The organism is Undibacterium sp. FT79W, from assembly GCF_014284215.1.
Taxonomy (GTDB): domain Bacteria; phylum Pseudomonadota; class Gammaproteobacteria; order Burkholderiales; family Burkholderiaceae_D; genus Undibacterium; species Undibacterium aquatile.
The window spans coordinates 120,284-146,889 of the sequence record NZ_JACOGB010000009.1; the positions used below are offsets into that span (position 1 = coordinate 120,284).

General features: G+C 49.0%; 19 protein-coding genes and 1 tRNA gene. 12 read left to right on the forward strand and 8 right to left on the reverse strand.

The window, feature by feature from the left end; translation table 11 throughout:
* Window positions 1–74 precede the first annotated feature (74 nt).
* The 3 genes from H8K38_RS16680 to H8K38_RS16690 form a co-directional block, all read right to left on the reverse strand.
* A complete protein-coding gene (locus tag H8K38_RS16680; RefSeq protein WP_186885984.1) occupies window positions 75–1,355 on the reverse strand; it encodes a TRAP transporter large permease in 1,281 nt (426 codons plus the stop codon).
* Window positions 1,352–1,903, reverse strand: coding sequence for a TRAP transporter small permease (locus H8K38_RS16685; RefSeq protein ID WP_186885985.1), 552 nt, complete (start codon window positions 1,901–1,903; stop codon window positions 1,352–1,354). The genes H8K38_RS16680 and H8K38_RS16685 overlap by 4 nt, the downstream gene beginning before the upstream one ends.
* An 81-nt stretch (window positions 1,904–1,984) precedes the next feature.
* Window positions 1,985–2,989, reverse strand: coding sequence for a TRAP transporter substrate-binding protein (locus H8K38_RS16690; RefSeq protein WP_186885986.1), 1,005 nt, complete (start codon window positions 2,987–2,989; stop codon window positions 1,985–1,987).
* Window positions 2,990–3,124: 135 nt separating this feature from the next.
* On the opposite strand from H8K38_RS16690, the gene H8K38_RS16695 reads away from it, so the two are divergent.
* The 3 genes from H8K38_RS16695 (at window position 3,125) to H8K38_RS16705 (ending at window position 6,790) form a co-directional block, all read left to right on the forward strand.
* Window positions 3,125–5,143 carry a sensor histidine kinase gene (locus H8K38_RS16695; RefSeq protein WP_186885987.1) on the forward strand — a complete coding sequence of 673 codons (2,019 nt, stop codon included), beginning with the start codon at window positions 3,125–3,127 and terminating at the stop codon, window positions 5,141–5,143.
* Window positions 5,144–5,224: 81 nt separating this feature from the next.
* Window positions 5,225–5,815 carry a response regulator transcription factor gene (locus H8K38_RS16700; RefSeq protein WP_186885988.1) on the forward strand — a complete coding sequence of 197 codons (591 nt, stop codon included), beginning with the start codon at window positions 5,225–5,227 and terminating at the stop codon, window positions 5,813–5,815.
* A gap of 84 nt (window positions 5,816–5,899) precedes the next feature.
* The gene (locus H8K38_RS16705) at window positions 5,900–6,790 is read left to right on the forward strand and encodes an AEC family transporter (RefSeq protein WP_186885989.1); all 891 of its coding nucleotides are present in this window, start codon (window positions 5,900–5,902) and stop codon (window positions 6,788–6,790) included.
* Window positions 6,791–6,806: 16 nt separating this feature from the next.
* On the opposite strand, the gene queG is transcribed toward H8K38_RS16705, so the two are convergent.
* On the reverse strand, window positions 6,807–7,889 hold the full coding sequence (queG, locus tag H8K38_RS16710; RefSeq protein WP_186885990.1) for a tRNA epoxyqueuosine(34) reductase QueG: 1,083 nt from the start codon (window positions 7,887–7,889) through the stop codon (window positions 6,807–6,809).
* A gap of 79 nt (window positions 7,890–7,968) precedes the next feature.
* Here queG and tsaE point away from each other — a divergent pair, with 79 nt between their 5' ends.
* Both tsaE and H8K38_RS16720 read left to right on the forward strand, forming a co-directional pair.
* Entirely contained in the window at window positions 7,969–8,454 is a 486-nt protein-coding gene (gene tsaE, locus H8K38_RS16715) for a tRNA (adenosine(37)-N6)-threonylcarbamoyltransferase complex ATPase subunit type 1 TsaE (protein WP_186885991.1), read from the forward strand.
* Entirely contained in the window at window positions 8,418–9,848 is a 1,431-nt protein-coding gene (locus tag H8K38_RS16720) for an N-acetylmuramoyl-L-alanine amidase (RefSeq protein WP_186885992.1), read from the forward strand. Before tsaE ends, H8K38_RS16720 begins: the two co-directional genes overlap by 37 nt.
* Window positions 9,849–9,905: 57 nt before the next feature.
* On the opposite strand, the gene H8K38_RS16725 is transcribed toward H8K38_RS16720, so the two are convergent.
* Window positions 9,906–10,232: a hypothetical protein gene (locus H8K38_RS16725; protein WP_186885993.1), complete on the reverse strand. Its 327-nt coding sequence runs from the start codon at window positions 10,230–10,232 to the stop codon at window positions 9,906–9,908.
* Window positions 10,233–10,237: 5 nt separating this feature from the next.
* Complete coding sequence (locus tag H8K38_RS16730; RefSeq protein WP_186885994.1) at window positions 10,238–10,885, reverse strand: VTT domain-containing protein; 648 nt, start codon at window positions 10,883–10,885, stop codon at window positions 10,238–10,240.
* Window positions 10,886–10,964: 79 nt separating this feature from the next.
* On the opposite strand from H8K38_RS16730, the gene mutL reads away from it, so the two are divergent.
* The 6 genes from mutL (at window position 10,965) to H8K38_RS16760 (ending at window position 20,291) form a co-directional block, all read left to right on the forward strand.
* Window positions 10,965–12,839 (forward strand): DNA mismatch repair endonuclease MutL, encoded by a 1,875-nt coding sequence (mutL, locus tag H8K38_RS16735; RefSeq protein WP_186885995.1) that lies wholly within the window; start codon window positions 10,965–10,967, stop codon window positions 12,837–12,839.
* Between the two features lie 64 nt (window positions 12,840–12,903).
* A complete protein-coding gene (gene miaA, locus H8K38_RS16740) occupies window positions 12,904–13,851 on the forward strand; it encodes a tRNA (adenosine(37)-N6)-dimethylallyltransferase MiaA (protein WP_186885996.1) in 948 nt (315 codons plus the stop codon).
* A 134-nt stretch (window positions 13,852–13,985) separates the two neighbouring features.
* Window positions 13,986–14,062 (forward strand) — tRNA-Met (locus H8K38_RS16745).
* A 337-nt stretch (window positions 14,063–14,399) separates the two neighbouring features.
* Window positions 14,400–16,814 (forward strand): N-6 DNA methylase, encoded by a 2,415-nt coding sequence (locus tag H8K38_RS18740; RefSeq protein ID WP_186885997.1) that lies wholly within the window; start codon window positions 14,400–14,402, stop codon window positions 16,812–16,814.
* A gap of 404 nt (window positions 16,815–17,218) precedes the next feature.
* Window positions 17,219–19,501 carry an Ig-like domain-containing protein gene (locus H8K38_RS16755; RefSeq protein WP_186885998.1) on the forward strand — a complete coding sequence of 761 codons (2,283 nt, stop codon included), beginning with the start codon at window positions 17,219–17,221 and terminating at the stop codon, window positions 19,499–19,501.
* Window positions 19,502–19,631: 130 nt separating this feature from the next.
* Window positions 19,632–20,291 carry an energy-coupling factor ABC transporter permease gene (locus H8K38_RS16760; protein ID WP_186885999.1) on the forward strand — a complete coding sequence of 220 codons (660 nt, stop codon included), beginning with the start codon at window positions 19,632–19,634 and terminating at the stop codon, window positions 20,289–20,291.
* 96 nt (window positions 20,292–20,387) lie between these two features.
* Here the strand turns inward: H8K38_RS16760 and H8K38_RS16765 are convergent, their stop codons facing one another.
* Both H8K38_RS16765 and H8K38_RS16770 read right to left on the reverse strand, forming a co-directional pair.
* Complete coding sequence (locus H8K38_RS16765) at window positions 20,388–22,040, reverse strand: alpha-glucosidase (RefSeq protein WP_186886000.1); 1,653 nt, start codon at window positions 22,038–22,040, stop codon at window positions 20,388–20,390.
* 29 nt (window positions 22,041–22,069) lie between these two features.
* Window positions 22,070–23,089, reverse strand: coding sequence for a glucokinase (locus H8K38_RS16770; protein WP_370587112.1), 1,020 nt, complete (start codon window positions 23,087–23,089; stop codon window positions 22,070–22,072).
* A gap of 226 nt (window positions 23,090–23,315) precedes the next feature.
* Between H8K38_RS16770 and H8K38_RS16775 the strand changes: the two genes are divergently transcribed.
* Window positions 23,316–26,192 carry an alpha-1,6-glucosidase domain-containing protein gene (locus H8K38_RS16775; RefSeq protein WP_186886001.1) on the forward strand — a complete coding sequence of 959 codons (2,877 nt, stop codon included), beginning with the start codon at window positions 23,316–23,318 and terminating at the stop codon, window positions 26,190–26,192.
* The last annotated feature ends 414 nt before the right edge of the window (window positions 26,193–26,606 follow it).

Below are 26,606 nucleotides of genomic sequence, written 5' to 3' on the forward strand. Positions count from 1 at the left end.
TTGTTGCGGATATGTAAAAGACATGTACATATCCGAAAAATGTGCTAATCCAATTTATTTATTATAAAAATCAATTATTTATAAATTAAATTCGGCAGCCAGGTAGAAATCTCTGGAATATACGTAATCAGCAATAAGAACGCGATCATCGTCATCAGCCACGGTAAAACGGCAACTGTCAGCTCGGTAATACCCATTTTCGTAATACCAGAGGCAACATACAGATTCAGACCGACGGGTGGATGACACATCCCGACTTCCATATTCACCACCATAATGATACCAAAGTGGACGGGGTCGATACCAAGTTTCATCGCGACCGGGAACAAAATCGGTGCCATGATCAGCACGATAGACGACGGCTCCATCACATTACCCGCTAACAACAGCAGGATATTCACCACCAGCAGGAAACTGATCATGCCGAAACCTTTGTCCATAATCCAGCTTGCCATCGCTTGCGGGATATTTTCGCTGGTCATCAGGAATGAGAACAGTACTGCGTTAGTGATAATGTAGAGCAGCATCGCCGACATCGAAGCGGAATCCAGCAAGACCTTAGGTACTTTTTTCAAAGTCATGTCTTTATAGACAAACACGGCGATCACGAACGCATAGACTGCTGCAACTGCGGCGGCTTCCGTCGGCGTGAACATACCGCTGTAAATGCCGCCCATCACAATCACGATCAGCAACAAGCCCCAGGCGCTTTTTCTGAACGCAGTAAAACGCTCGCCCCAGCTTGCTTTCGGCATGCGAGGATAGTTGTGCTTACGCGCCAGAAACCATGTCGTCAGACCGAGAAAAAATGCCAGCATCAGGCCGGGGATAACGCCCGCCATGAATAATTGCCCAACCGAGGTATTGGTCGAAACGGAATACATCACCATCACAATCGAAGGTGGGATCAGAATACCCAATGCACCGGATGTCGTAATCACCCCAGCACCAAAGCCTTTTGGATAACCCTGCTTGACCATGGCAGGAAGAATAATTGAGCCAATGGCCACCACGGTCGCTGGCGACGAACCCGAAACAGCCGCAAACAAAGCACAGGCAAGAACGCCAGCCAGAGCCAGACCGCCATGCCAATGCCCGACCATCGCGGCCGCAAAATTAATCATCCGGCGGGCGACACCACCATGCGTCAGAAAGTTACCGGCCAGAATAAAGAACGGAATCGCCATGATTTCGAACTTTTCTATTCCGGTAAATAACTTCAAGGCAACCGACTCAATCGGTACCTGTGTCATCGTGAAGAGGAACGTCAGTACTGTCAGGCCGAGCGAAATCGAAATCGGCATGCCGGTCAGCATCAACAGCAATAACAAGACAAAAATAATGGTGGCGTTCATGCTTTCACCTCATCTTCGAGACCATCAACATGGGTGTGATCGTGTTTAGGCAATTCACCTGTTTTAACGAAATTCCAGATAACTTGCAGAAAACGGAAACACATCAGATAAGAACCCAGCGGTATCGCCAGATAGACCCACCACATCGGTATTTCCAGATCAGCGGAGGTCTGATCAGTATGGGCAATTTCCCATACAAAACTACCGCCCAGTGTGCCGACAATGCCGGTAAATAAAGCGCCGGCAGCTAATCCCAGAATCACAAACTTATAGCGATTCGCAGGGCTCAGTTTGTTGATCAGCACATCGACGCCAACGTGAATACCGGTACGCACGCCATAGGCAGCGCCAAACTTTGCCATCCACACAAACATGTAAATGGTCAGCTCTTGTGCCCAACTGGTATTTATTTTTAACAGCTCGTCTTGCAGATAAGGGATTTCAAATCCCGAAAGATAACGGTGTACCACCGCCATAAAAGTGACCAGGGTCGCAGCGCCCATCAGGGTCGCAATCAACCATTCCTCTAGGTGATCAAGGAACTTCATTGTGTTCTCCTGTGAAGGATAAGAATGAGAGATGAGAACCGGCAAACCTGAGCTTACCGGTTCTCATCTGACGGAAAGAACTTACTTGATACCGAGTTTAACGGCTTCTTTGTTGACGTTTGCAATCAGATCTTTACCGATCCGTGATTCCATCTGCTTTTGCACTGGCAGCAAGGCTTTGCGCCATTCTGCTTTTTCTTTATCAGTTGGTACATAGACCGTGGTCTTGCCGGATTTTTTCACTGCTTCCAGCGCATTATCGTTCTCTTGCTGGGCAATCGCATTCGCATACTTGGTCGCCGTTTTCATCGCGCCATCTAACTCATTGCGGATATCTGCGGGCAAGCCATCCCAGAATTTTTTGTTCACGATCACCGCATAGCCAAGGTAGCCATGATTTGTCATCGTCACATGCTTTTGTACCTCATGCATTTTTTGTGTGTACAGATTTGATGGCGGGTTTTCTGTGCCATCCACCACGCCAGTCTGCAACGCCTGATACACCTCGGAGAATGCCAGCACTTGTGGGTTCGCATTCAATGCACGCATTTGCGCATCCAGCACTTTGGACGATTGTATGCGTAATTTTTGTCCCTTCATGTCGGATGGTAAATGGATAGGTTTATTCGACGACATGACTTTAAAACCGTTATCCCAGTAACCCAGACCGGTGATGCCTTTGCTTTCCAGTTTCTTCAGCAGATCTTTACCGATAGGTCCTTCTGTGACTGCATACAACACATCTTTGGTCGGGAAAATGTATGGTAGATCAAACACCTCAAACTCTTTGACGCCTAAAGGGCCGAATTTAGCCAGTGATGGCGCCAGCATTTGTACTGCACCTAACTGTAATGCTTCTAATTCTTCTTTATCTTTATACAGTGTGCTGTTGGGATAGAGTTCGACTTTCACGCGTCCTTTGGTCGCTTTTTCTGCGAGTTCTTTAAAGCGCTCTGCAGCTTTGCCTTTTGGTGTATCGCTGGCGACAACGTGGCTGAATTTAATGACGATAGGGGATTGAGCAAATGCCGCGCCACTAACCAGTGATGCCGCCAGAAGCGAAAACAGAACGGATTTGATTTTCATGAGAGTCTCCAGTTTATTAATTATCAAAGTTATTATTCTACGATTATTTGAAATAGTCACCCGCTGAACAATTGTGGAAAACCACATACCGCATTCGATTGCCCATATAAACAACACCTGCAGTAAACTAACAGCATGAAACGTCTATATAAATCGCAGCGATGGCCTAACGACAAGTGGCGCTGGATCATTCCTATTTTGCTGATTGCCTTGTTTCTGACCACGCTGATCTGGTTGCCGTGGCAGGCACAGCGCATGGAAGCGAATGAAAGGCAGGAGCAACTGATTGCCGACACTCTTTGGGTGGAGCAGGCGATACAATTTCAGATCGACCGCAACGATGAAATGTTGCGTCAGATCGGCGCCGATATGATGAATATTGGCCTGAAGCCGGATGCCATTTTGCTGCGCTTCCGTAATTTACTGCAAAACAATCATGAGATTTCCCGCCTGGTCTTACTCGACCAGCACAATGCTATTGTCACGTCGTCACATGACACAGCGTTCAATTCATCCAATATTCTGATACCCGATGACATCAAATCTGCTCAGGCAGAACTGGATAACAAAACCCGCTGTTTTGCTCCCAGACAGGAAACCAAATCACAGAAATACAATTACGCCATCAGTTGTCAGATCCCCTTAAAGAAAGAAAACCACTATTTTGGCAGCATCCTCATCACCTACCATGCCAATGGCATACTGGAAGAATTAGTCCCATGGTGGTTTGCGCAGGAAAACCAGATTTCTCTGCTGGACAACGATGACAAAGTGATTGCAACGCGGGCTGCCGGCGGGCCGGGTAAAAATGTGTATACCCACAACCGCAATCTGGAACTGCCCGGCGTCACACTCGCGCTGCACACCAATAGCAATAAGAGCGAACCCAAGCTACTGTCCAATTTGCTGGTGGTGATGGTCATTCTGCTGTCAATGGGCTTGATCTGGAGTCTGGTTGCTTTGTGGCGCGACATCAATCGCCGCCTGGCTGCCGAAGGTGCCCTGCGCCAGCAAGTCATCTTCCGTACTGCGATGGAAAACTCACTGATCACCGGCTTGCGCGCGCGCGATATGCATGGCCGCATGACCTATGTGAATCCGGCATTCTGCAAAATGGTCGGCTACCCGGCAGAGCAAATCATCGGCCGTCTGCCACCCATGCCGTATTGGGCTCCTGAAGTCGTCGAAGAATATCAGCAACGCTTTTCTAAACTGCTGGCAGGCTCGGTGCCGCAAGACGGTTTTGAAACCATTTATCAGCATGCGAGTGGCGAACGGATTCCGGTATTAATTTATGAATCGCCGCTGATCGATGAAAGCGGTAAACAAACTGGCTGGATGAGCTCGATACTGGATATTTCCGAACTCAAACGGGCACAGGAACTGACTCGTCAACAAGAAGCCAAACTGCATTCCAGTGCGCGGCTCGCCACCATGGGCGAAATTGCCTCAATGCTCGCGCATGAACTGAATCAGCCGCTGGCCGCTATTTCCAGTTACACCACTGGTGCCATGAATCTGCTGGAAGCGGGCGATACCGATAAAGCCTTATTGTTATCAGCGATGGAAAAAGTGAAAACCCAGGCGCAGCGTGCCGGACAAATTATCCGCAGCGTGCATGAGTTCGTCAAAAAACGGGAACCAACCAGGGAGCTGGTCGACATCAACGTATTGATTAAAAATGCGCTGCCTCTGGTCGAATTGCAAGCGCAGGCTGCGCACATCAGCCTGCAATGGCTGCCGCTGCCCGGCACACCACAGGTACTGGCGGATCAGGTACTGATCGAACAGGTATTGCTGAATCTGACCCGCAACGCGATTGAAGCGATGGAAGACACACCGCCGGAACATAGAAATTTACGCATACAAGCCAGCCTCGACAACGATGGCGATATCGTCGTCGAAGTCATCGACCGTGGACACGGCATTCCTGCCAGCGTGGCTGACCGATTGTTTTCACCGTTTTTTTCCACCAAAACAACCGGCATGGGAATGGGGTTGAATATCTGCAGGACGGCGATTGAGTTTCACGGCGGCAAACTTACTCACCGCGATAACCCGGTCGGTGGTAGTATCTTCCGCTTCATTCTGCCGGCAGTGCAAGAAGAAAATAATCCCGCTGACCTGCCGACTGCAGCGTCACAAAAAGAATAATGAGACGGTCAACGTGCGGTCATACCGATACAGCGTGACCGCTTCTGCCCGTGACATTCTGATATCGCAATTGGAGACGACATGCTACACATCATTGACGACGAGGACGTGATCCGCGATTCACTTTCCTGGCTCGCCCGTTCGCGCCAGATTGCCGCGATTGGCTATAGCAGCGCAGAACAGTTTCTGGCCTCGCTCGATCAACCTTTGCGCTTTGATGCCGAGGGCGACTGCATTTTGCTGGATGTGCGCATGGAAGGGCTGAGCGGCATTCATCTGTTTGATATTTTATCCGGCAAAAAACTGACCAAACGTCTGCCGGTGATTTTTCTGACCGGGCATGGCGACGTGCCGATGGCGGTCGATACGCTCAAACGCGGTGCTTTTGATTTCTTTGAAAAGCCGTTTAACGATAACAAGCTCATGGACAGAGTGCAGGAAGCGCTGGCGCAATCGCGTGCAGCGGGTGTTTCTGCTGCCGTGCATGAACGTCTGGCGACCTTGTCTGCGCGCGAAAAAGAAGTGCTGGAGCTGATTTTGCTCGGCAAAATGAACAAGGTCATCGCAGACGAACTCGGCATCAGCATGCGTACCGTGGAAGTGCACCGCGCGCATGTGTTCGACAAAATGCAAGTCAAAACTGCCGTCGAACTGGCGGGAATCCTGAAGTAGTTTTTAGTAAAAATGGGGGAGTATCCTTGATTTTCACCCTATTCTCCTTGTAAACATTAGGGGTTGAAATATACTCCACCCAGTATGTCTATCTTCACCTTACTCTTTCCTGATTTTAGTTTAATTCTGATCGGTTTCCTGCTCGCCCGCCATTCCCATTGGGGAGGCCATTTCTGGGCTGGCGTCGAAAAGCTCGTTTACTTCCTGCTGTTTCCTGCCCTGCTGTTTTACACCACCGCACGCACACGTTTTGATTTTCATGCGACCGGACATCTGTTGCAGGTCGCCATCATTGCCACGATAGCTGGCATGTTGCTCGGCTGGCTGGCTAAGTATCTGTTTAAAACAGCACCGCGTATTTTTGAATCCGGCGTGCAGACGGCATTCCGCTTCAATTCTTATATTGCGCTGGCGATCGCGTCCCGCCTCGCGGGAGATCAGGGCACCGCGCTGATGGCATTACTGATAGGCTTTCTGGTTCCACTCTGCAATATGGCAGCGGTCTATGCGCTGGCTCATAACAGTGGCCGCTTGCTGAAAGAAATCGCCAGTAACCCACTGGTGGTGGGCACCGCCAGCGGTGTGATCGTCAGTCTGCTGGACATCCCATTGCCGGAAGGAATAGCAGCAACGCTGTCGCGGCTGGGCAATGCCGCCATCGCTCTCGGCTTGCTTGCCGTGGGTGCCGGGATGAAGGTGTCGGCGATACACGAAGCAAAAGGTATCGCCGCCTATTTTCTCTCGGTGAAATTGCTGGCGTTACCGGCGATAGCGCTGGTACTTGGCCGCTGGTTGGAATTGCCAGCTCTGCAATTGCAGATCGCCGTCATTTTCTGTGCGCTGCCGACTGCATCGAGCGCCTACGTGCTGGCGGCGCGCATGGGTGGCAATGGCCCGTTCGTCGCATTTCTGATTTCTGCCAGCACCGTATTGTCAGTACTGACCCTGCCGATCTGGCTGGCGTTGGTGCGATAGCAGCACCACATTTTCACTACGCGCTCAGGCCATGGCAGGCTAGCGCCCAGATCACATGCTCACGCACCATCTCTGACGGATGATCAAGACGCGCGCGTAAGGCCGCCACGATGCCCGCATCGCCGCACATCGTGGTCGCCGCATTACCAAGACCAACCGCGATATTGCGCAACCAGCGTTCATGCCCGATACGACGGATAGGGCTGCCTTCCAGCATGCGCAAAAACTGCTCTTCCGTCCACGCAAACAAATGCACCATGCGCGCATGATCCAAACCATTTCTGACCGCAAAATCATCGACTGCGGCAACTTGCGCAAATTTATTCCACGGACAATGCAACTGGCAATCGTCGCAACCATACACCCGGTTACCGATCAACGACCGGAATTCGATTGGGATACTGCCATGCAGTTCTATCGTCAGATACGACACACAGCGCCGCGCATCGACGGTGTATGGTGCGACTATCGCCTTGGTCGGGCAGACATCGATACACGATGAACACTGACCGCAGTGATTGCCAACTGGCGGGTCAAGCGGCAACGGCAGATCGACCAGTATCTCGCCCAGAAAAAACATAGAACCTGCTTCACGGCTCAATAGCAAGGTATGTTTGCCACGCCAGCCGAGACCCGATTTTTCTGCCAGCGCCACTTCCATTACCGGCGCAGAATCAGTGAAGACACGGAAACCAAACTCACCGATCTGCTGACTGATTTTTTCTGCAAGCTGCTGCAGGCGACTGCGTAAAACTTTGTGATAATCGCGACCGCGCGCATAGATAGAAATCACCGCAGTATCTGCAGTATGCTGTGCTTCCGCAGCGCGCCAGTGCGGATCGGCTGGCAAGTAATTCATGCGTGCCGAAATCACCCTGACCGTTCCAGGCACTAATTCATCCGGGCGACTGCGCTTGGTGCCATGCGCCGCCATATACGCCATATCGCCATGAAAACCGGCGTCCAGCCATTTCTGAAAACCGGTTTCGGTGTGGCTGAGATCAACATCGGCAATACGGATTTCTGCAAAGCCGAGTTCTTTGCCCCAGCTTTTGATCTGTGCGGATAAAGCAGATAAGCTGTCGTCATCCAGATTCACGCGACAAACTCCGGTAAATACACAAGGGCGGGGCAATATGCTATGTTTAGCGAATTCATGAATACGGACTTTGCAGGAAATGTCACATTATAAAACCACACTGCCGGATGAAGCAGCAACGCAGGCATTAGGAAAAAGTCTCGCCCACACATTAGTGCCGGGGCTGGTTATTTTTCTGCACGGCGATCTGGGTGCTGGTAAAACCGCCCTCACCCGCGCCATGATTCACGCCGCTGGTTTTACGGGTAATGTAAAAAGCCCGACTTATACGCTGGCAGAACCGTATCAGGTAAGAATCCAATCGCAAACAACAACGATCATGCATTTTGATCTGTATCGTATGCTGAGCGCCGAAGAATTTCTGGACGCCGGATTCCGCGAAGAGTTTAACGCATCGAATATCTGTATCGTCGAATGGCCAGAAAAAGCAGATGGCGTGCTGCCAGAACCTGATCTGAATGTATTTTTAAGCGTTGCAGGTGATGGTCGTGAGGTAGAATTGCAGGCGTTGTCTGCCAAAGGTATCGCATGTCTCGCATCACTCCAATTCGCCCCCAATCTGTAAGCCAGAAATCCCCATCAGGAAAGCGACGCGCTTTCATTAAAGCTGGCGGCACCCTGCTGCTGTCCGTTTGTGTGCCGCAAGCAGCAAATGCGGCGAAAATTCTTGCTGTCCGGGTCTGGCCTGCCGAAGATTACACCCGCGTCACGCTGGAAAATGATATTGAGCTCAATACCAATTTTTTTACAGTAAAAAATCCTGAGCGCCTGGTGGTTGATATCGAAGGTCTGGAATTAAATCCCACCCTGAAAGAACTGGTGGCGAAGATACAGCCGAATGACCCTTACATCAAGCAGGTGCGGGTTGGTCAGAATAAACCGAACGTTGTGCGCCTGGTGTTCGATTTAAAAGAAGAAATCAGCCCACAGGTATTTACCCTGCAACCCGTTGGTAACTATAAACACAGGCTGGTCTTCGATCTGTATCCAGCCAATCCGGCCGACCCAATTGCCGCGCTGATAGAAAAAGGCGAGTGGCACAAAGACACCCAGACCAGAAGCGTCGCCCCGACCACACCGACTATGGCGGGTGAAGTCAAAGCCGATGGCAAATCTGATCAAAAAGCATCTAAACCGGAACTCATGGCGGAGGCTAAGCCTGACGATAAGTCGGCGCTGAAACACAGCGAAAAAACTGAACCGCATCTGAGTGAAAAATCACCAGACAAATCAGCTGCACCGGCGATGACCCGCATGATCACAATTGCGATTGATCCGGGTCATGGCGGTGAAGATCCCGGCGCCACCGGGCGTGGTGGCAGCCGCGAAAAAGATGTAGTCTTGTCTATCGCCAAACGACTGAAAGCCAAAATAGAACAACAACCGAATATGCGCGTGATGCTGACGCGGGATGCAGATTATTTTGTGCCATTGAACGTCCGGGTACAAAAAGCCCGCGCGGTGCAGGCCGATTTATTCATGTCGGTGCATGCCGACGCGTTTGTGAATTCATCTGCGCGTGGTTCGTCGGTGTTTGTTTTATCCGATAAAGGTGCGAGTTCAACCGCCGCACGCTGGCTGGCGGATAAAGAAAATGCGGCCGATCTGATCGGCGGCGTGAACATCAAAAATCACGACAAACAGCTCGCCAGCGTATTACTCGATTTATCCACAACGGCGCAGATCAACGATAGTTTAAAACTCGGCAAAGTTGTGCTGACAGAAATCAGCGGTATCAATAAATTGCACAAAGGCTCAGTGGAACAAGCCGGATTTGCGGTACTGAAAGCTCCGGATATTCCCAGCATATTGATAGAAACGGCGTTTATTTCGAATCCGGAAGAGGAAGCAAAACTGACCGATGACGCCTATCAGGATCAGATGGCGGATGCGGTGATGAAAGGGATTAAGAAATATTTTTCGAAAAATCCGCCACTGGCAAAAAGCCGACTGACCTGAGCCATCATCCGCAACAGAGTTAACGAAATCATGCCCGACGATTTCGCCGGGCATTTTTTATTCTGCCTGTGCGCTGGAATCGCAGCCAACGCCAGCGGCGATCCAGCGACGGACTCTGCGCGCAAACCAGGCCTGCCAGCGTAGCGGAAGCCAGCGCAGGTACTGTGCAGGCTGAGTCAGCATGCCGCAGCGGTAGGACATTGAAGCCTGATCCCATAATAAGGCACGGCAACTTCCATGCCGCTGCCACAAAAAAACAAGCGCCACCGGGCAAGGCTCGGCAGCGCAGCAAACACCACAGCCATTACAGGCCAGGCCGACTTCTGGTTTCAACGGCGCTTGCTGGCGTAGCCAGATCAGCGTCGATGAAGTCGGCTTTTTCACAATCGTCAGGCCGCTTTACGCAAGCGTTTCAGCATTTTCCACAATGCCCCCAGCAACAGAGGCACAATCGCGGCCCCCACCCCCACCAGTACGATGGCATTCAGATTTTTCTGTATGAAAGGAATGTTACCGAAGAAGTAACCGCTCATGACCAGAGATAATATCCATAACAACGCACCAAGCACATTGAAGAACTGGAAAGTACGGTGCGTCATATCGGAGATACCTGCCACGAAAGGCGCAAAGGTGCGCACGATAGGCACAAAGCGCGCCAGTACAACGGTTTTACCGCCATGCTTTTCGTAAAATTCATGGGTCTTTTTCAGCGCCGCCTTATCTATCCAGCGATAGTCGTGCGCCATGACTTTGTGACCAATCAGGCTGCCGATCCAGTAGTTAATCGTGTTGCCGGAGATCGATGCAAGCAGCAATAAACCAACCAGCAGCCAGGGGTTCATCGCTCCCGTCGCGCAAAAAGCGCCAGCAATAAACAATAATGAATCGCCGGGTAAAAATGGAAAAATCACAAAGGCAGTCTCACAAAAAACAATCGCAAATAAAACGACATAAACCAGCGTTCCGTATTCAGCAATCACCATCCCCAACATCTTATCGACATGCAAAATCATGTCTAACAGTTGCATGAAATCCATTATTGTTCCAGTCAAAGAAATCGCGGCAATCATACACTAAGCCGCATTACACGCAAGACAGCGCAGGTATAATCTCGCGATGAATCCGAATTCCTCTCCTTACCGTCCGATTCAGGCGCTGCCTGATAACCTGATCTCTCAAATTGCTGCCGGCGAAGTCGTCGAACGGCCGTCTGCCGTCGTCAAGGAAGTGCTTGAAAACGCGCTGGACGCGGGAGCCAGCAGCATCACCATCCGGCTCGAAGAAGGCGGCGTCAAACGGATAGCGATCAGCGATAACGGACGCGGCATACCGCAAGAGCAATTGCCACTCGCCGTGGCACGTCATGCAACGTCGAAAATCGCCTCGCTGACGGAGCTGGAAAATGTCGCGACCCTGGGATTTCGCGGCGAAGCGCTCGCCTCCATCGCCTCGGTTTCCTTGCTTACGCTAACGACACGCACCGCCGATGCGCCGCATGCGTGGCAAATTGAAAATGGCAAGGTAAGCCCTGCATCCGGCGCACCGGGTACCACCGTTGATGTGCAGGATTTGTATTACAACACCCCGGCCCGCCGGAAATTTTTAAAATCAGAACAAACCGAGTTTGGTCATTGCGCTGAAGTCGTTCGCCGTATTGCGCTGGCGCGCCCCGACGTCTCGTTTTCCCTCACACATAATGGCAAAGCGGTTGATCACTGGAATGTCAGCGCAATTGATAAGCGCAGCGCGCAGATACTTGGTGATGCATTTTCCAGCGCGCGTCTGCCACTCGATGAAAGCGCGGGGCCATTGCGCCTGCATGGTTTTGTCGGTTTGCCGACGGCCTCTAAAGCGCGTGCCGATGCACAATTTTTTTATGTGAACGGTCGCTTTGTCCGTGACAAATTATTGACCCATGCGGTGCGCGCTGCCTATCAGGATGTGTTGCATGGCGATCGTTATCCATCTTATGTCCTGGCGCTTGATCTTGATCCGGCACTCGTTGATGTGAACGTTCATCCATCAAAAATTGAAGTGCGGTTTCGCGATAGCCGCGCCGTTCATCAATTTGTATTTCATGCCGTCAGCCGTGCACTGGCGCAGACATCTGCCACCGCTTTCGGCACCGTTCCGGCCCCCGCCACCGCAGCATCGGCGTCGTCCGTATTAGCAGAAAAAGCAATGCCTTGGATTGCCGGTGAACAAACAACGTTTGCGGCACAATTTGCAACGCCGTCCCCCTATACGAATGCCGGCAGCAGCACGCCGAATGCTTACGATCAATGGGGTCGCAATCAGACAGGTAGCGGTAACGGTGTCGCGCAGACGCTGCAAAGTTATGGCGCCATGTTCAGCGACAGTTCCCGCGCAGAAAATACCGTGCCAGCACAAGCACTACCAGAGGATGAGCATCCTTTAGGCTTTGCGCTGGCACAACTACACGGTGTGTATGTACTCGCACAAAACAGCAAAGGTCTGGTACTGGTAGATATGCATGCAGCGCATGAACGCATCTTGTATGAACAGCTCAAGAATGCGCTCGATGAAAACGCCATGCCTGTGCAACCGATGCTGATACCGGTGACCTTTTATGCTGACGCAATTGAAGTCGGCACTGTCGAAGAACATCAGGACACATTAAAAGCACTGGGGTTTGACATGGCGGCGATATCGCCCACCACGCTGGCGGTGCGCGCCGTTCCAGCATTGCTTAAAAATGCCGATGCACAATCACTCGCACGAGACGTATTGCGTGAAGTGCGCGAATTCGGCGGTTCACGCGTCTTGATTGACAGACGCAATGAATTGCTCGGCACCCTCGCCTGTCATACAGCGGTGCGTGCCAATCGCAGCCTCACCGTTCCGGAAATGAATGCGCTGTTGCGTCAGATGGAGCAAACGGAGCGAGCTGATCAGTGCAATCATGGGCGACCAACATGGGTGCAACTTGGTCTGAACGATCTCGATAAAATGTTCTTGCGTGGCCAGTAAATTCTAACCATCGTGAACTATCAACACCGTTACCAACGACATTAATTATAAAAACGGAATTAGCATGAACACCTCGAATGCCGCCAACGTCATCGCGATCATGGGACCGACCGCATCCGGCAAAACGGCTGCCGCGCTGGAAATCGCCAAACACATTCCTTCCGAAATTATCTCTGTTGATTCAGCACTGATTTATCGCGGCATGGATATCGGCACGGCCAAACCCTCTGCCGAGGAACTCGCCAGCGCGCCACACCATCTGATCGATATTATTGATCCGGTGGAATCGTATTCCGTCGCGCAATTCCGTAAAGATGCAGAAAGACTGGTCGCTGATATTCAGGCGAGAGGTAAATTGCCCATCCTCGTTGGCGGCACCATGATGTATTTCAATGCGCTGAAACACGGACTCGACGATCTGCCCGGTGCCGATCCCGCGTTACGTGCCGAACTGGATGCGGAAGCAGAACGCATAGGCGTACCGGGTTTGCATGCGCGTCTGGCGACCCTCGACCCTGAAACGGCCGCACGGCTGAATCCCAATGACAGTCAGCGTATCCAGAGAGCACTGGAAATCATCACACTGAGCGGACAGTCGATGTCTGCACTACTCGCCCGCCAAACTAAAACCGGGCCAGCGTTCGACATACTGCCAATTTCACTGGAACCCTCCGATCGCAGCGTTCTGCATGAACGTATTGCAAGCCGCTTCGATCTGATGCTGCAAAACGGCTTTTTAGATGAAGTAAAACAGTTAAAACAACGGCAGGATTTACACGCAAATCTGCCATCGATACGCTGTGTCGGCTATCGTCAGGCATGGGATTACCTTGATCATCTCTGCACTTACGAAGAGATGCGGGAACGCGGCATTATCGCCACCCGCCAGTTAGCTAAACGCCAACTCACCTGGTTACGCTCCATGCCAGAGCGCATATTGATAGACTGCCTGAGCCAGAATCCATCAAAACAAATCCTGCATCTGGTACAGCAGGAAATGGCAAGAAAGTAGTCAAGAAGCAGCAATTCAACGCTTATTTCATGAAAAACCGCTTGTTTTTTTGCAAAATACCCGATCGATTCCATAAAAAACAGATGCCTGGTATTGACACCAGAACAGCCAACTGACATAATCTAAGGCTTCTTGGTGATATAGCTCAGCTGGTTAGAGCACAGCACTCATAATGCTGGGGTCGGTGGTTCAAGTCCACCTATCACCACCAATGAATTCAAGGACTTACGCTTAAAACGTAAGTCCTTTTTCATTTCTAGACAATATTTGCTACAAATAGTTTTCTCAAATTTTCAATTCTTCGCTATACCTTGCTCTGGAAGAATTTACAGCCAAGCCTCATATATAAGAATACACTTTGCTTTATCATGGAATAGTTCTTGGCTTAACTTTTAACACCATCCACAGCTAATAATAGCTATACACTTATTCGGTATTTCATGATCTTCGCCTCATTCATTGCAGTGTATAGTTAAGCATGTTATGTGATTGAATTTAATTAATCTAACAATGAAGAATAATATTCAAAGATAAATGGAGTAAGTTGCGTGACTAAAATAGAAAGCTACACAGAACAGCTAACTAGAGATGAGATGCATTTCTCTTTAGGAGATAATAACTTTGGCTATGTCTATCCACAGGGCAACATTCATGACATTACTAAGATAAAAAAACTCTTATCCAAAGCTGGAGGCAAGCCTTCTGAATGTGAACTTGATGATTATTCCAAAGGTGGATTAGGTAGTGCTAAACCGGAATACGTTATTACATACAAACATGATCCAAACACTATCATTGTTATTGAATGTAAAAAGCAAGCTAAAAAACATGCAACCAAAGATTTAAACAAACCGAATAGCTTTGCTGTTGACGGCGCACTCTACTACGCGAAATTTCTTAAGCAAGAATATAACATTATTGCAATTGGCATAAGTGGAACTGAAAAAGAGAAAGCAGCACTAGATGTATACTATTGGCCAAAAAGTCAAGAAAAGCCAATCTATCAAAAGAAACTTCATGGTATTTTTCTAACACCGGAAAACTATCTAAAAGCAATTAATGGAGAAAAAATTGCTAAAAGTTATTCCCTTAATGAAATTCGTGAAACTGCTATTGATTTCCATAATCGCTTGCGCACCATTAAAGTTACGGAAAAGCAAAAGCCTATATTCATTGCCGGAATTTTAATAGCGCTCGAAGACCCGGACTTTGCTAGGGATTATATTAATCTTTCCAGCTTTAGCTCATTAATAAATGCGTTGGGAAATGCTATTGATAATGTCTTAGATAACAGTGATATATCAAAATCCAAACGAGACAATATTAAAGCCTCCTTCAAATCTATTGGCCAAAATGAGAAACTAAAACAAATCCCTATTGGGTCGGACAATTCAATAGCTTGGTATATAGAACAACTTGAAATGAAAATCAAACCAATGATGAATAGTGCAGATTCATCATTAGATGCTCTTGGGGTTTTTTATCATGAATTTGTTAAGTATAGTGGTGGGGACGGAAGTGGTTTAGGAATTGTGTTGACACCTCAACATCTAACGGAGTTTATGTGTGAGCTTGCCGAAATTAATGAAGATAGCTATGTAGCAGACATATGCTGTGGTAGCTCGTCATTCTTGGTTTCTGCCATGAATCACATGTTCAAGAAAACTTCGGACCCTCATAAGTACGAAAACATCAGAAAACATCAACTTCATGGCATAGAGTTAGACCCAGACTTATATGTACTCGCAATTGCCAACATGATTATCCGAAAGGATGGAAAATCCAATATTATTCATGGAGATTGTTTTTCCGACACTACGACCAAGACGTTACTTGAATCGGCAAAATTAAGAATAGATAGAGATGGCAAGGTTCAAAATGACAATATTGGTTTAACAGCTGGATTACTGAATCCTCCATACTCACAAAAAGACCACGTCGAACTTGAATTTGTTGAGAGACTGTTAAAAATACTTGTTAAAGGTTCAAAGGCGGCTGTAGTTGTACCAATGTCTTGCGCAATAGGTACTAAATTCAAAGATGTTAGAAAAAGATTGTTTGACAAACACACATTAAAAGCTGTTTTCTCTATGCCTGATGATATCTTTTATCCTACAGGTACAAATGTGTGCGTTATGGTATGGGAGGCTCATAAACCCCATGATTCCTCAGTAAAAACATTTTTTGGCTACTGCAATGATGACGGATTTGTTAAGCGAAAAAAACTAGGTAGAGTTGATGCGTTTGCAACTTGGGAAGAAATAAAGTCAAAATGGCTTAAGCTTTATAAAAACTCAGAAGTAACTGACGGCTTATCAGCAAAAAAGGAAGTAACTCATTCTGATGAGTGGCTAGCTGAAGCTTACATGAACACAGATTATTCTAGATTGTCACAATGTGATTTTGAAAAAACAGTTCGCGAATATTTATCTTATCTGGTTAAATTTGGATCAACCAATTTATCGTCTAATTTTGAAAAAGATAATATTAGTATCCCATTAAACATAGAAAACTGGAGAGAATTTAGTCTAACGGATCTTTTTACTTTCTCAAGAGGCTCAAGACTTACTAAGGAAGACAGAATAGCTGGAAAATTACCTTTAGTAACTGCAGGAGAGTCTGACTTAGGAGTTAAAGATTTCATCTTAAATGAAGATCAAAAAATCTTTAAAGAGGCAATTACAGTTGATATGTTCTGTAATACGTTTACGCACGTAAGCGAATTTTGCTGTGATGATAACGTAATTGCATTGAAAGCAAAATCTGATATGAGCAAATATGCGATGCTATTTATAAATACCGTAATACAAAAAGATAAATATCGCTATCAATACGGGAGGCAATACAGACAAAAAAATCTTATAAAACATAAAATAGTTTTACCAGTTAATCCATCGGGAGAACCTGATTGGAGCTTTATGGAAAGTTACATAAAAGCATTGCCTTACGCTGATAGGATTTAGTTATTTATTAATTCCTAAGATAACCTATAACCTCACAACATGACGTTGATAAAGCAATTAAAATTACCCGCAATGTTAATTGTGTTAAATCTGTCAAAAATGATATGCGCATCAAATAGGCTGTCTAAAAAACGAGCCTGCGTTCCATGCTCTGAAGTACGCCATGAATCGAGGAAGCTTGACACCCCGGCAAGCAAAATATAGTATCGGGCACTCATCATGATGGAGTTTGCAATTAAGTAGGTCTGACTCGTTTTTGAGACACGGAAAATATCCGCATCACGCTTTAGCTGATGCGGTTTTTTTATGTCAATAAAAAATGTGATATTTTCAACTTATGCAACAGCCGTTATGGGTCGCCAGCCCGCGCGCATGGTTTCGTTTCAATCACTACTTCGCTTGTTATGTCTGCCCGATACACTCAACCTAAGCTCTCCCTTCTATTTCTCGCTTTGCTCGCCCAGTTGAATCAGGCTTCGGCACAACAGTCCACAGATCCGGGCATTCAGAACGGCGGCAATTTACAATTCATCGGCGAAAATTCGCGCATCGGCATCGGCTATCAAAATGGTGGCGCATTTACGGGCGAACTGTTTGGTGTGTTATCAGACTCAGGGACAAATGTCTGGCTGGGTGAAGTATGGCTGAGCAATAAATCGGGTGGCGGCAAACTGAGTTACCACTCGCAACAACAAAATTCTGTCGTTAAATATTTTGCGGCAATCGACCAGAATGAGCTGAAGGATAAAAAACTCAGCATCGGTATTGGCCAGGAAAATCAGGACTGGTTTGGTCATGTCTATGCCAGTTACAGCCCCGGTAACAAACGGCTGTTGCAAAACACGCTGACAACAACGATTACAGAACAAAACGGCAATGACGCCGGGCGCGGATATATTGATACCATCACCACAATCACAAACACGCGTCTGTATGAGCGCGCCTATGATTATGGCGTTGGCGCCCGCGCGGGACACTACTATACGGAAAATGCCGTGCGTGTCAGCGCCGGGCTTGATTACGAATGGGGTAAAGCCAGCAGCAAACAAATCGGCGTGAGCTTCACTGCGGAAAAGTTCTTTGTTGGTACGCCGCACAGTCTGGCACTGCAAGTTGGTCAGTATCGCAAATCGGGTGATTTCGACAGCCAACAAAATGATCGCCGGATTAATCTGATGTATCGCTATAGTTTTGGCGGTTCCAGTAGTCGCTTTGAGCAAAAATATAGGATGGTTGAAGTACCCGCCGCACCAACAGCTCCGACTATTATTCCTGCCAGAACCGAGCAGCGCCTGGTCAAAACAACGACCACCATGACTGGTGATGCGTTCTTTAAAATCGATAGCGCCGGGTTGACGGATTTTGCAAAACAGGAATTAGCGAAAATCGCTGAAACCTTGAAAAAATATCCGCATGAAGGCAATGTCAGAATTACCGGACATACCTGCGATATTGGCTCTGTCAGCTACAACCAAAAACTGTCGTTATCACGTGCGGTGGCGGTGCGGGATTACCTGATCTCTTTGGGTGTGGTAAATACCGATGAAGTTGTGGTTGAAGGCAAAGGCAAGCTGGAGCCTAAGTACCCAGCAACCAAAGAAACGCGCGAAAAAAATCGCCGGGTGGATCTCGAGTTTGTCAGCCGCATCGATAAAACTGAAGTCATAGAAATACCAGAACAGGTTCTGCCTGCGCCTGCGGTGGAAGTCACTTACAAACGCGAGGATATTTCTCAGGAGCCGGCATGGATACGCAGGGCACTGCGTAACTCGGTAGAGCATAAGCGCACAGTCGATACGTATCGCTATCAGGAAAAAACTCAAACCGAAACTAAAACCAGAAATTACCTGAATCGCGCGCCACAAGCGGCAAGCGACAGCGCCAGCACACAGCAAAATCAATCCGTCGTGATCGACGTTTTAAGTAACGACGCTGACCCGGATTCGGATGCAATCACTATCAGCACGGTCGGCAATGCTGCGCACGGAACGGCGACGATACAATCGCAAAAAATTCTCTATGTTCCGCATCCCGATTACAGCGGTAATGACAGCTTCACGTACACCATCAACGATGGTCGTGGCGGACAATCCACCGCGCAAGTCAATGTCAGCGTTGCCGCTGCGAATAAGGCACCAGTCGCGAATGACGATACATTCACCGTCCCGGGTAGTTCGGACATCGTTCTTGATTTGCTCGCGAACGACCGTGACCCTGATGGCGATCCATTAACCATTTCTGCAATTACCGCTTTATCCGGAAACAACGGCAGCGTCCGTATTTCCGGTAACAAGGTCGTTTTCACTCCGGGCAGCAATTCTTTACCCGGTAGTTTCCAATATACGATCAGCGATGGTCGCGGTGGAAAAGCAAGTGCACAAGTCACTCTCAACGTCATTGCTCCTCCGGTAAATAACGCACCTATCGCCAGAAATGATTCCTTCATCGTTCCCGGTACCACTGAAACAACGATCGATCCACTCGCCAACGACAGCGACCCCGATGGCGATCCTTTGACACTCGTGTCGGTCACACCGATGGCAGGAAATACGGGCACACTCCGCATCTCAGGTAACAAGGTGATTTTCTCGCCGTTCGGCAGCTTTATACGCGACAGTTTTCAGTACACCATCAGCGATGGCAAAGGAAAAACGGCAACGGCGACGGTGACCCTGGTCGATCCCTGATTTATGCTGCGCTTAAACTAAAAAGACAAACAAGAGACTCCTTTGTTTGTCTTTTTTCTTGATATCACGCAGTGCATCGTCAGCCAATCAGGATTATGATAGTCTCCCAGACAACTGTCGCGCATCTCCCATGGGCATTTTTTATACTCCTGTTGATATCGGCTTATGCATTTTTGCAATGCTGGTCGCACTGGTTCTGCTGGGAGTGGAAATTCGCAAAATCCCCTGGCAGCGCTTGCAGGAACCTACCGTTTTTTCCGCCTGGTGTGCCAGCATCATTGTGCTGATACTGCTATGGCGTATGCGCGTTCCCGTTCATAACGATCTGCATCTTCATCTGATGGGGGTCGCCTTATTTGCACTGATGTTTGGCAGATCACTGGCGATCTTAGGAATTGCAGTTGCCACGCTGGCATACACCGCAGAATACGATGGTATATGGCTGAATCTCGGTGCGAATATTCTTGTACTGGCGGTTTTCCCCAGTTATCTGAGTGAACTGATACTGAACAAAACCCGCCAGTATTTACCTCATCACATGTTTGTGTATTTGTTTGGTAACGGCTTCTTTGGCTCACTAGTCGTCAACGCCAGTGCGGGCCTACTCGCTCTGACAGCGCACATGCTGCTCGCACCAGTGAAAATCATCCCTGGCGACGCAATTGCCTACATGCTGTTACTGACGTGGGGTGAAGCTTTTTTAGTTGGTTTTCTGACTACAATTTTTGCAGTTTATCGCCCTGAATGGCTATTCACTTTTGATGACAAAATTTATCTGACCGGGAAATAATTTCCTCATTTCCCAGCATTGTCTCAGATTGCCTCGGATGCTCAGGCACGACAGAACCGACACAAATTGTGTGATCTGCCACACCTGTAGACATTCTTAACGCGTACCGAACCAGGTGCCAAACGCTGGTAATTCCAAGGTCTTGCTGTTCAGTGTTCCGGGCAAATTGTAGCCCGTGAGCAGCATTGCTCCTGCCACTTCCGGCCATACAAAATTAACAGCCTGATCGCCTAAATTAAATGCGGCAAAAATTGTCGGCTCGCCATCAAGCTGACGACAAAACGCTAATACAGGTTCCGGCGCGTCAAAAAAATGAATCTCGCCGAGCATCAGTTGTCGATGCTGCTTGCGCCAGCGCCATATGTGACGCGCATACGTCAAAGCAGAATCCGGATCTTGTTCCTGCTGCGATACCGCAACAGCGATATGTTCAGCTGGCACTGGCAACCACGGCTTACCGCTGGTAAATCCGCCATGCGGCTGATCGGTGCGCCATGGCATAGGAGTGCGACAGCCGTCGCGCCCTTTGAATTCCGGCCAGAAGGTAATTCCATAAGGATCCTGTATATCCTCATACGCAATATCAGCCTCGGTCAGCGCCAGCTCATCCCCCTGATACAGACATGGGGTGCCCTTCAGCGCTGCCTGCAGTGCCATCATCATTTTTGCAAACTGCGGTGTAGCTGCATCGCCGCCCCAACGTGACATCACGCGCACCACGTCGTGATTACCTACCGACCACGAAACCCAGCCACCTTTCACCCGCGCTTCAAACTCCTCTACCTGAGTGCGGATATATGCCGCAGACACGTCAGGCGTCAGTAAATTGAAGCTGTACGCCATATGCAGTTTATTGTCGTCGGCGGTGTATTCAGCCATGACGCCGAGCGAGTCATCGGCACCGACCTCACCGATCGCGATCGCGCCGTATTCATTCAGCAGACTGCGCATTTTTTCCAGAAAAGCGATATTCTCGGGCTGCGTCTTGTCATAAATATGCGACTGCATACCGTAAGGATTATTGTCTTGCACCGTCTTGGTATCGCGCTTAGTGGCCGGAGGATTACTACGCAAAGAACGGTCGTGAAAATGAAAGTTACAGGCATCGAGGCGGAAACCATCAACGCCACGTTCCAGCCAGAAACGCATGTTGTCCAAATGCGCCTGCTGTACATCAGGGTGATGAAAATTCAGATCTGGCTGACTCGTCAGAAAATTATGCAAATAATATTGACGGCGGCGCGCATCCCATTGCCAGGAAGAACCGCCAAAAACAGAGAGCCAGTTATTCGGCGGCGATCCATCTGCCTGCGGATCTGCCCACACATACCATTCCGCCTTGGGATTATCCCGGCTTTGACGGCTTTCCACGAACCATGGATGCTGATCCGAACAATGCGACAGCACCTGATCAATCATGACTTTCAAACCCAATGCATGCGCCCGTTCGAGCAAACGGTCAAAATCACTCAGCGTCCCGAACAAAGGATCAACATCACAGTAATCTGCCACGTCGTAACCAAAGTCTTTCATCGGTGAAGTAAAGAATGGTGAAATCCAGACGATGTCCACGCCTAGCTGTGCGATGTAATCCAGTTTTGCAGTAATGCCTGGCAAATCGCCGACACCATCATCATTGGTATCCAAAAAACTGCGCGGATACACCTGATAAATCACCGCTTCGCGCCACCACTGCGAATGGGAATCAGATTGCTGAACGGAATTACCTGAGATCGATGTAGGAGACATAGTAAGCAAGAATAAAGAACAATACGGCATCAGTGCGTAGCGTGATCAGCGAGCGATAATTTTTCCGCCAATATCGCAGACACGCCCAGAAACGCAGGGTATTCCGCAGTGATAAGGAAGGTCGGAATAGCCGCCAGATAATTTGCAAACCGCCCTTTCGCCTCAAAACGCTGACGGAAAGACGATTGCATAAATAAGTCACCAAGACGCGGCACAATGCCGCCACCAATATAAACGCCGCCGGTCGCACCTAAAGTGATGGCAAGATTGCCAGCCGCTGTTCCCAGCATGCCACAGAAATGGGCAACGGTCTGGCGACATCTGGCGCAACTGCCGTCCAATGCCCGACGACTGATATCGGCGGCAGACAAACTGGCATCCGCACCGTCTGCATGTAATTCACCCAGCGCGCGATAAATAATTTCCAAGCCCATACCCGAGATTAAGCGTTCAGCGGAAACATGCGGAAATTCCCGCCAGATCACTTTCAATAAATCGACCTCTGCCGCATCGGCCGGAGAAAAGCTGGCATGCCCGCCTTCGCTGCTAAGAGGAATCCATTGCTTGCCAGCGGGGACGATACCGGAGACGCCGAGACCGGTACCAGGTCCGATTAAGCCTATTACCCGCTCTGGCTGCGCCCGCCCACCACCGATCTGTACGCGCTGATGATTTTCCAGGTAAGGCAAAGCCATCGCCAAGGCCGTAAAATCATTCACGACTAATAATGTCTGCAAATGCAAGGCATCGCGCAAGGCCTGAATAGAGAACGCCCAGTGATGATTTGTCATGCTGATCTGATCGCCATTAACCGGATTCGCAATCGCTATCGCTGCATGCTGAACAGGCTGCTGACAGATTCTTTGTACTGCATCGCTTTGCAGGTAGGCAGAGATCGCCAGATGCAATGTAGCGTAATCATTACACGCCAGTACAGCCACAGCCTCAAAGCGATGCGGCTCAGTTTCCAGCGCAAAACGCGCATTCGTCCCACCGATATCGGCAAGCAAACGTGGCGATGTGTAGTTTTGTTTTTTTAAATCTTGCACTGACTTCTCACCATTAGTATGAATAAGCTCAAATTGAAAAAATTTCTGAACAAGTTCAGATAAATTTATGTAACAATACTACATTCATCAAATATACCTGTCTAATATTTTTTAACTTACCAGACAAAATTTGTTGATTAATAACGCAAACCTATAGAAAACAAAGATTTTCTGGCGATATTCAAAAAATACTAAATGTAGTTGAACTACTTATTTGGAGACAAAAGTGCAGATAAGCAAGCACATCGTGTTGCCTTCGCCTGTACCAATCAGAACAAGAGCCGGACTGATCGCCTGTGTCAGCGCCTTAGCCTTATTCTTTTCGAATGCCACTTGCTCTGCAACATTGGCAGATACGGCAGATTCTGCACAAATCAACGCAAAGACAACTCCGCTTACCAGCACACCTGACGTACGCGATTGCGATCACCCATCGCATCAGACCATCCTGAATAAGACATCTATCCGGTCAGACGCCCGCGCCTACTGGCTCAAGCGCGACTTTATCCAATGGCCAGGGAAAGACCCAAAAGGGACATTCGCCCTCTATGCATCAGCCAGTGGAAAACTGCGCATACAAAAAGGCTTGCCTGTCAGCGATGCCGATCTGAGAATCAGCACGACTACTCCAACTGCCACAACTACGGCTCTGCCAACAGACATCCGGCAACGATACAAGTTCATCGGCGAAGGTGCTTTGCTCAGGCATTCGCTGTCCGCGCAGACACTGGCAAATATACTCGCGCAACAGTTGATTCTGGTTCAGGAAAACGAGCGTGGCGAAGTCATTGATTTCACCTCTGTACAAATCGCCGGTGTGATCGATGATCTGTATCAGACAGCTACTGAAGAGACAAAACTTGGTGTCACTGTGACCGCCTCGTCTGCTGATGGCAGCGCGCGGGCAAGTACCAACTTCCGTTTATGGGCGCCAACGGCACAACACGTCAGTGCCTGCATATATAAGACGGGATCTAGCCATGCCAACGCACTGCTACCAATGACTCTGGATAAACGTACAGGCATCTGGGTAAGCGCAATAAATAAGGATGTGAGCGGCAGCTATTACCGCTATCTGGTCGATGTCTTCGTTCCAGGCGCAGGGCTGATACGCAATCGCGTCACAGATCCTTATTCCATCAGCCTGAGCAGCGATTCGCGCCGCAGTTATATCGCCGACCTGCAAAATTCTGCGCTGAAACCGGCGGGTTGGGATCAGCACAAAATACCCGAGCGGGTAAAAAATCCGACAGACATGGCAATTTATGAACTGCATGTGCGCGATTTTTCCATCAACGATAAAACCGTACGCCCCGCCTACCGTGGCAAATATCTGGCCTTTACCGAACCGGCATCGGCTGGCATGCGTCATCTGCGAGCACTCAGCGAAGCGGGTATCACCGATATCCACTTATTACCGATTTTCGATATTGCCACCATTCCCGAGCGTCACTGCATCAGCCCTAACGTCAGCGGAGGCGCAGACAGCTTGCGTCAGCAAGCGACCATCAATGCGCAGGCCGGTAAAGACTGCTTCAACTGGGGCTACGATCCCTACCACTACAATGCGCCCGAAGGCAGTTATGCCAGCAATGCTGACGATGGTGCGACGCGTATTCTTGAACTGAGAAAAATGGTCATGGCGCTGCATCAGGCTGGTCTGCGGGTCGGTATGGATGTTGTCTATAACCATACGGCGTTTGCGGGGCAACATCCACAATCCGTCCTTGATCGTATCGTTCCCGGCTATTACCACAGACTGAACGCGCAAGGAGAAGTTGAAGATTCCACTTGCCAGCCCTGCGGCAACACGGCGACCGAAAACCGCATGATGGCAAAGCTGATGAGTGATTCCGTCAGGCTATGGGCGCGTGAATATAAGATGGATTCGTTTCGTTTTGATCTGATGGGGCATCAGCCTCGCGCGGCCATGGATGAAATAAAAGCAGCATTGCAGACTGATAATGGCAGAGAGATACAACTGATAGGCGAAGGCTGGAATTTTGGTGAAGTAGCGAACGGCGCGCGCTTTATTCAGGCATCTCAGTTAGCATTGAATGGCAGTCAGATCGGCACCTTCAGCGATCGTGCCCGCGATGCCATTCGCGGTGGCGGGCATGGCGACAATGCCGCTGCCATCGTACAAAACAAGGGGTATATCAATGGCTTACTGGAAGCCGCTGGCGCATCGCCAGCACTATTAAACAATACAGTGCAGCGTAGTGCAGACATGGTGCGGGTAGGCTTGGCTGGCTCAATTGCGAACTATGTCATGCAGACCGCAGATGGTCAGACGAAAAAACTCAGCGAGATTGCATACAACGATCAGCCTGCCGGTTACGTCAGTTCACCTGCAGAAGTCGTTAATTATGTTGAGAATCACGATAACCATACTCTGTTTGACATCAATGCATTCCGGCTCCCCCTCACAACGAGTCACGAAGACCGCGCCAGAGTACAGATACTTGGCTTAGGGTTGACGGCATTCAGCCAAGGCATTGCGTATTTTCATGCAGGATCAGACATCCTGCGTTCCAAATCGCTGGATGGCAACAGCTACAATTCCGGTGATTGGTTCAACCGGCTGGACTGGACGTATCAACAAAATTATTTCGGCACCGGGCTGCCACCAGAAAAAGATAACGCACGTTTTTACTCCATCATGCGCCCACTGCTGGCCGATCAGCGGATCAAGCCACGGCCGCAGGATATTGCCATGAGCCGCGATGCGTTTCGCGATCTGCTGAGAATACGCAGCAGCTCTGCATTATTTCGCCTGTCCAGCAGCGCAGATATACAGCAGCGGCTGCGCTTCTTTAATACAGGCCCGGAACAAAATCCGTCCGTCATCGCCGCCCATCTGAATGGCGAACATCTGAGCCCAGCTCACTTTAAAGCAGTGATGTATTTTTTTAATGTCAGCAAGCAGGAACAGCGCTTAGTCATTCCGGAACAACAAGGTCGCCACTTTCAACTGCATCCGGTACACCTGATGCATGGTGCTGGCGATCAGCGCATTGCCAGTGAAGCGCACTTTGTCAGCGAGAGTGGCAGCTTCATTCTCCCGGCGCTTAGCGTGGTTTGTTTTGTCGAGCTCAACTGAAATTGCCATCATCACAAAATCATGATCGTGCTACCGATATTAAGGCCTATATTTTTTCAGTCATCAAACAAAAGCAAAAAAGGCAACAAAGTGGACTGACTGGCGAATCCAACGCTGGTCAGCACTGGCAATAAAGAGGTATTAACAACAAAAAAAGGGACTATATGCAAAAAAAATCTGTCTTTGCTACAAAAAATATGAAAACTTTTCAGGCAGCAGACGAAATTTTTTATTCAACAGAGGTTATTATTAGCGCCTTCGTATTCTTAGCTTAAGGAGACAGTCGGAATGGATTTTTCAGATCGCCAGCAAGAGCCGGGCAAGAAGTTCCTGGGCATAGGGCTGGTCATAGCGTTTCACGTAGTGCTGGTGTATGCACTGCTCAATGGCTTGGGTACCAAGCTCATCGAAATC

What these genes read in the sequence shown, in the direction of transcription:
- tsaE (WP_186885991.1), top strand. Translation starts at nt 7,969, where the DNA reads ATGTCACATTATAAAACCACACTGCCGGATGAAGCAGCAACGCAGGCA.
- mutL (WP_186885995.1), top strand. Translation starts at nt 10,965, where the DNA reads ATGAATCCGAATTCCTCTCCTTACCGTCCGATTCAGGCGCTGCCTGAT.
- H8K38_RS16730 (WP_186885994.1), bottom strand. Translation starts at nt 10,885, where the DNA reads ATGGATTTCATGCAACTGTTAGACATGATTTTGCATGTCGATAAGATG.
- H8K38_RS16760 (WP_186885999.1), top strand. Translation starts at nt 19,632, where the DNA reads ATGGGCATTTTTTATACTCCTGTTGATATCGGCTTATGCATTTTTGCA.
- H8K38_RS16765 (WP_186886000.1), bottom strand. Translation starts at nt 22,040, where the DNA reads ATGTCTCCTACATCGATCTCAGGTAATTCCGTTCAGCAATCTGATTCC.
- H8K38_RS16690 (WP_186885986.1), bottom strand. Translation starts at nt 2,989, where the DNA reads ATGAAAATCAAATCCGTTCTGTTTTCGCTTCTGGCGGCATCACTGGTT.
- H8K38_RS16685 (WP_186885985.1), bottom strand. Translation starts at nt 1,903, where the DNA reads ATGAAGTTCCTTGATCACCTAGAGGAATGGTTGATTGCGACCCTGATG.
- H8K38_RS16720 (WP_186885992.1), top strand. Translation starts at nt 8,418, where the DNA reads ATGTCTCGCATCACTCCAATTCGCCCCCAATCTGTAAGCCAGAAATCC.
- H8K38_RS16680 (WP_186885984.1), bottom strand. Translation starts at nt 1,355, where the DNA reads ATGAACGCCACCATTATTTTTGTCTTGTTATTGCTGTTGATGCTGACC.
- miaA (WP_186885996.1), top strand. Translation starts at nt 12,904, where the DNA reads ATGAACACCTCGAATGCCGCCAACGTCATCGCGATCATGGGACCGACC.
- H8K38_RS16755 (WP_186885998.1), top strand. Translation starts at nt 17,219, where the DNA reads ATGTCTGCCCGATACACTCAACCTAAGCTCTCCCTTCTATTTCTCGCT.
- H8K38_RS16695 (WP_186885987.1), top strand. Translation starts at nt 3,125, where the DNA reads ATGAAACGTCTATATAAATCGCAGCGATGGCCTAACGACAAGTGGCGC.
- H8K38_RS16700 (WP_186885988.1), top strand. Translation starts at nt 5,225, where the DNA reads ATGCTACACATCATTGACGACGAGGACGTGATCCGCGATTCACTTTCC.
- H8K38_RS16705 (WP_186885989.1), top strand. Translation starts at nt 5,900, where the DNA reads ATGTCTATCTTCACCTTACTCTTTCCTGATTTTAGTTTAATTCTGATC.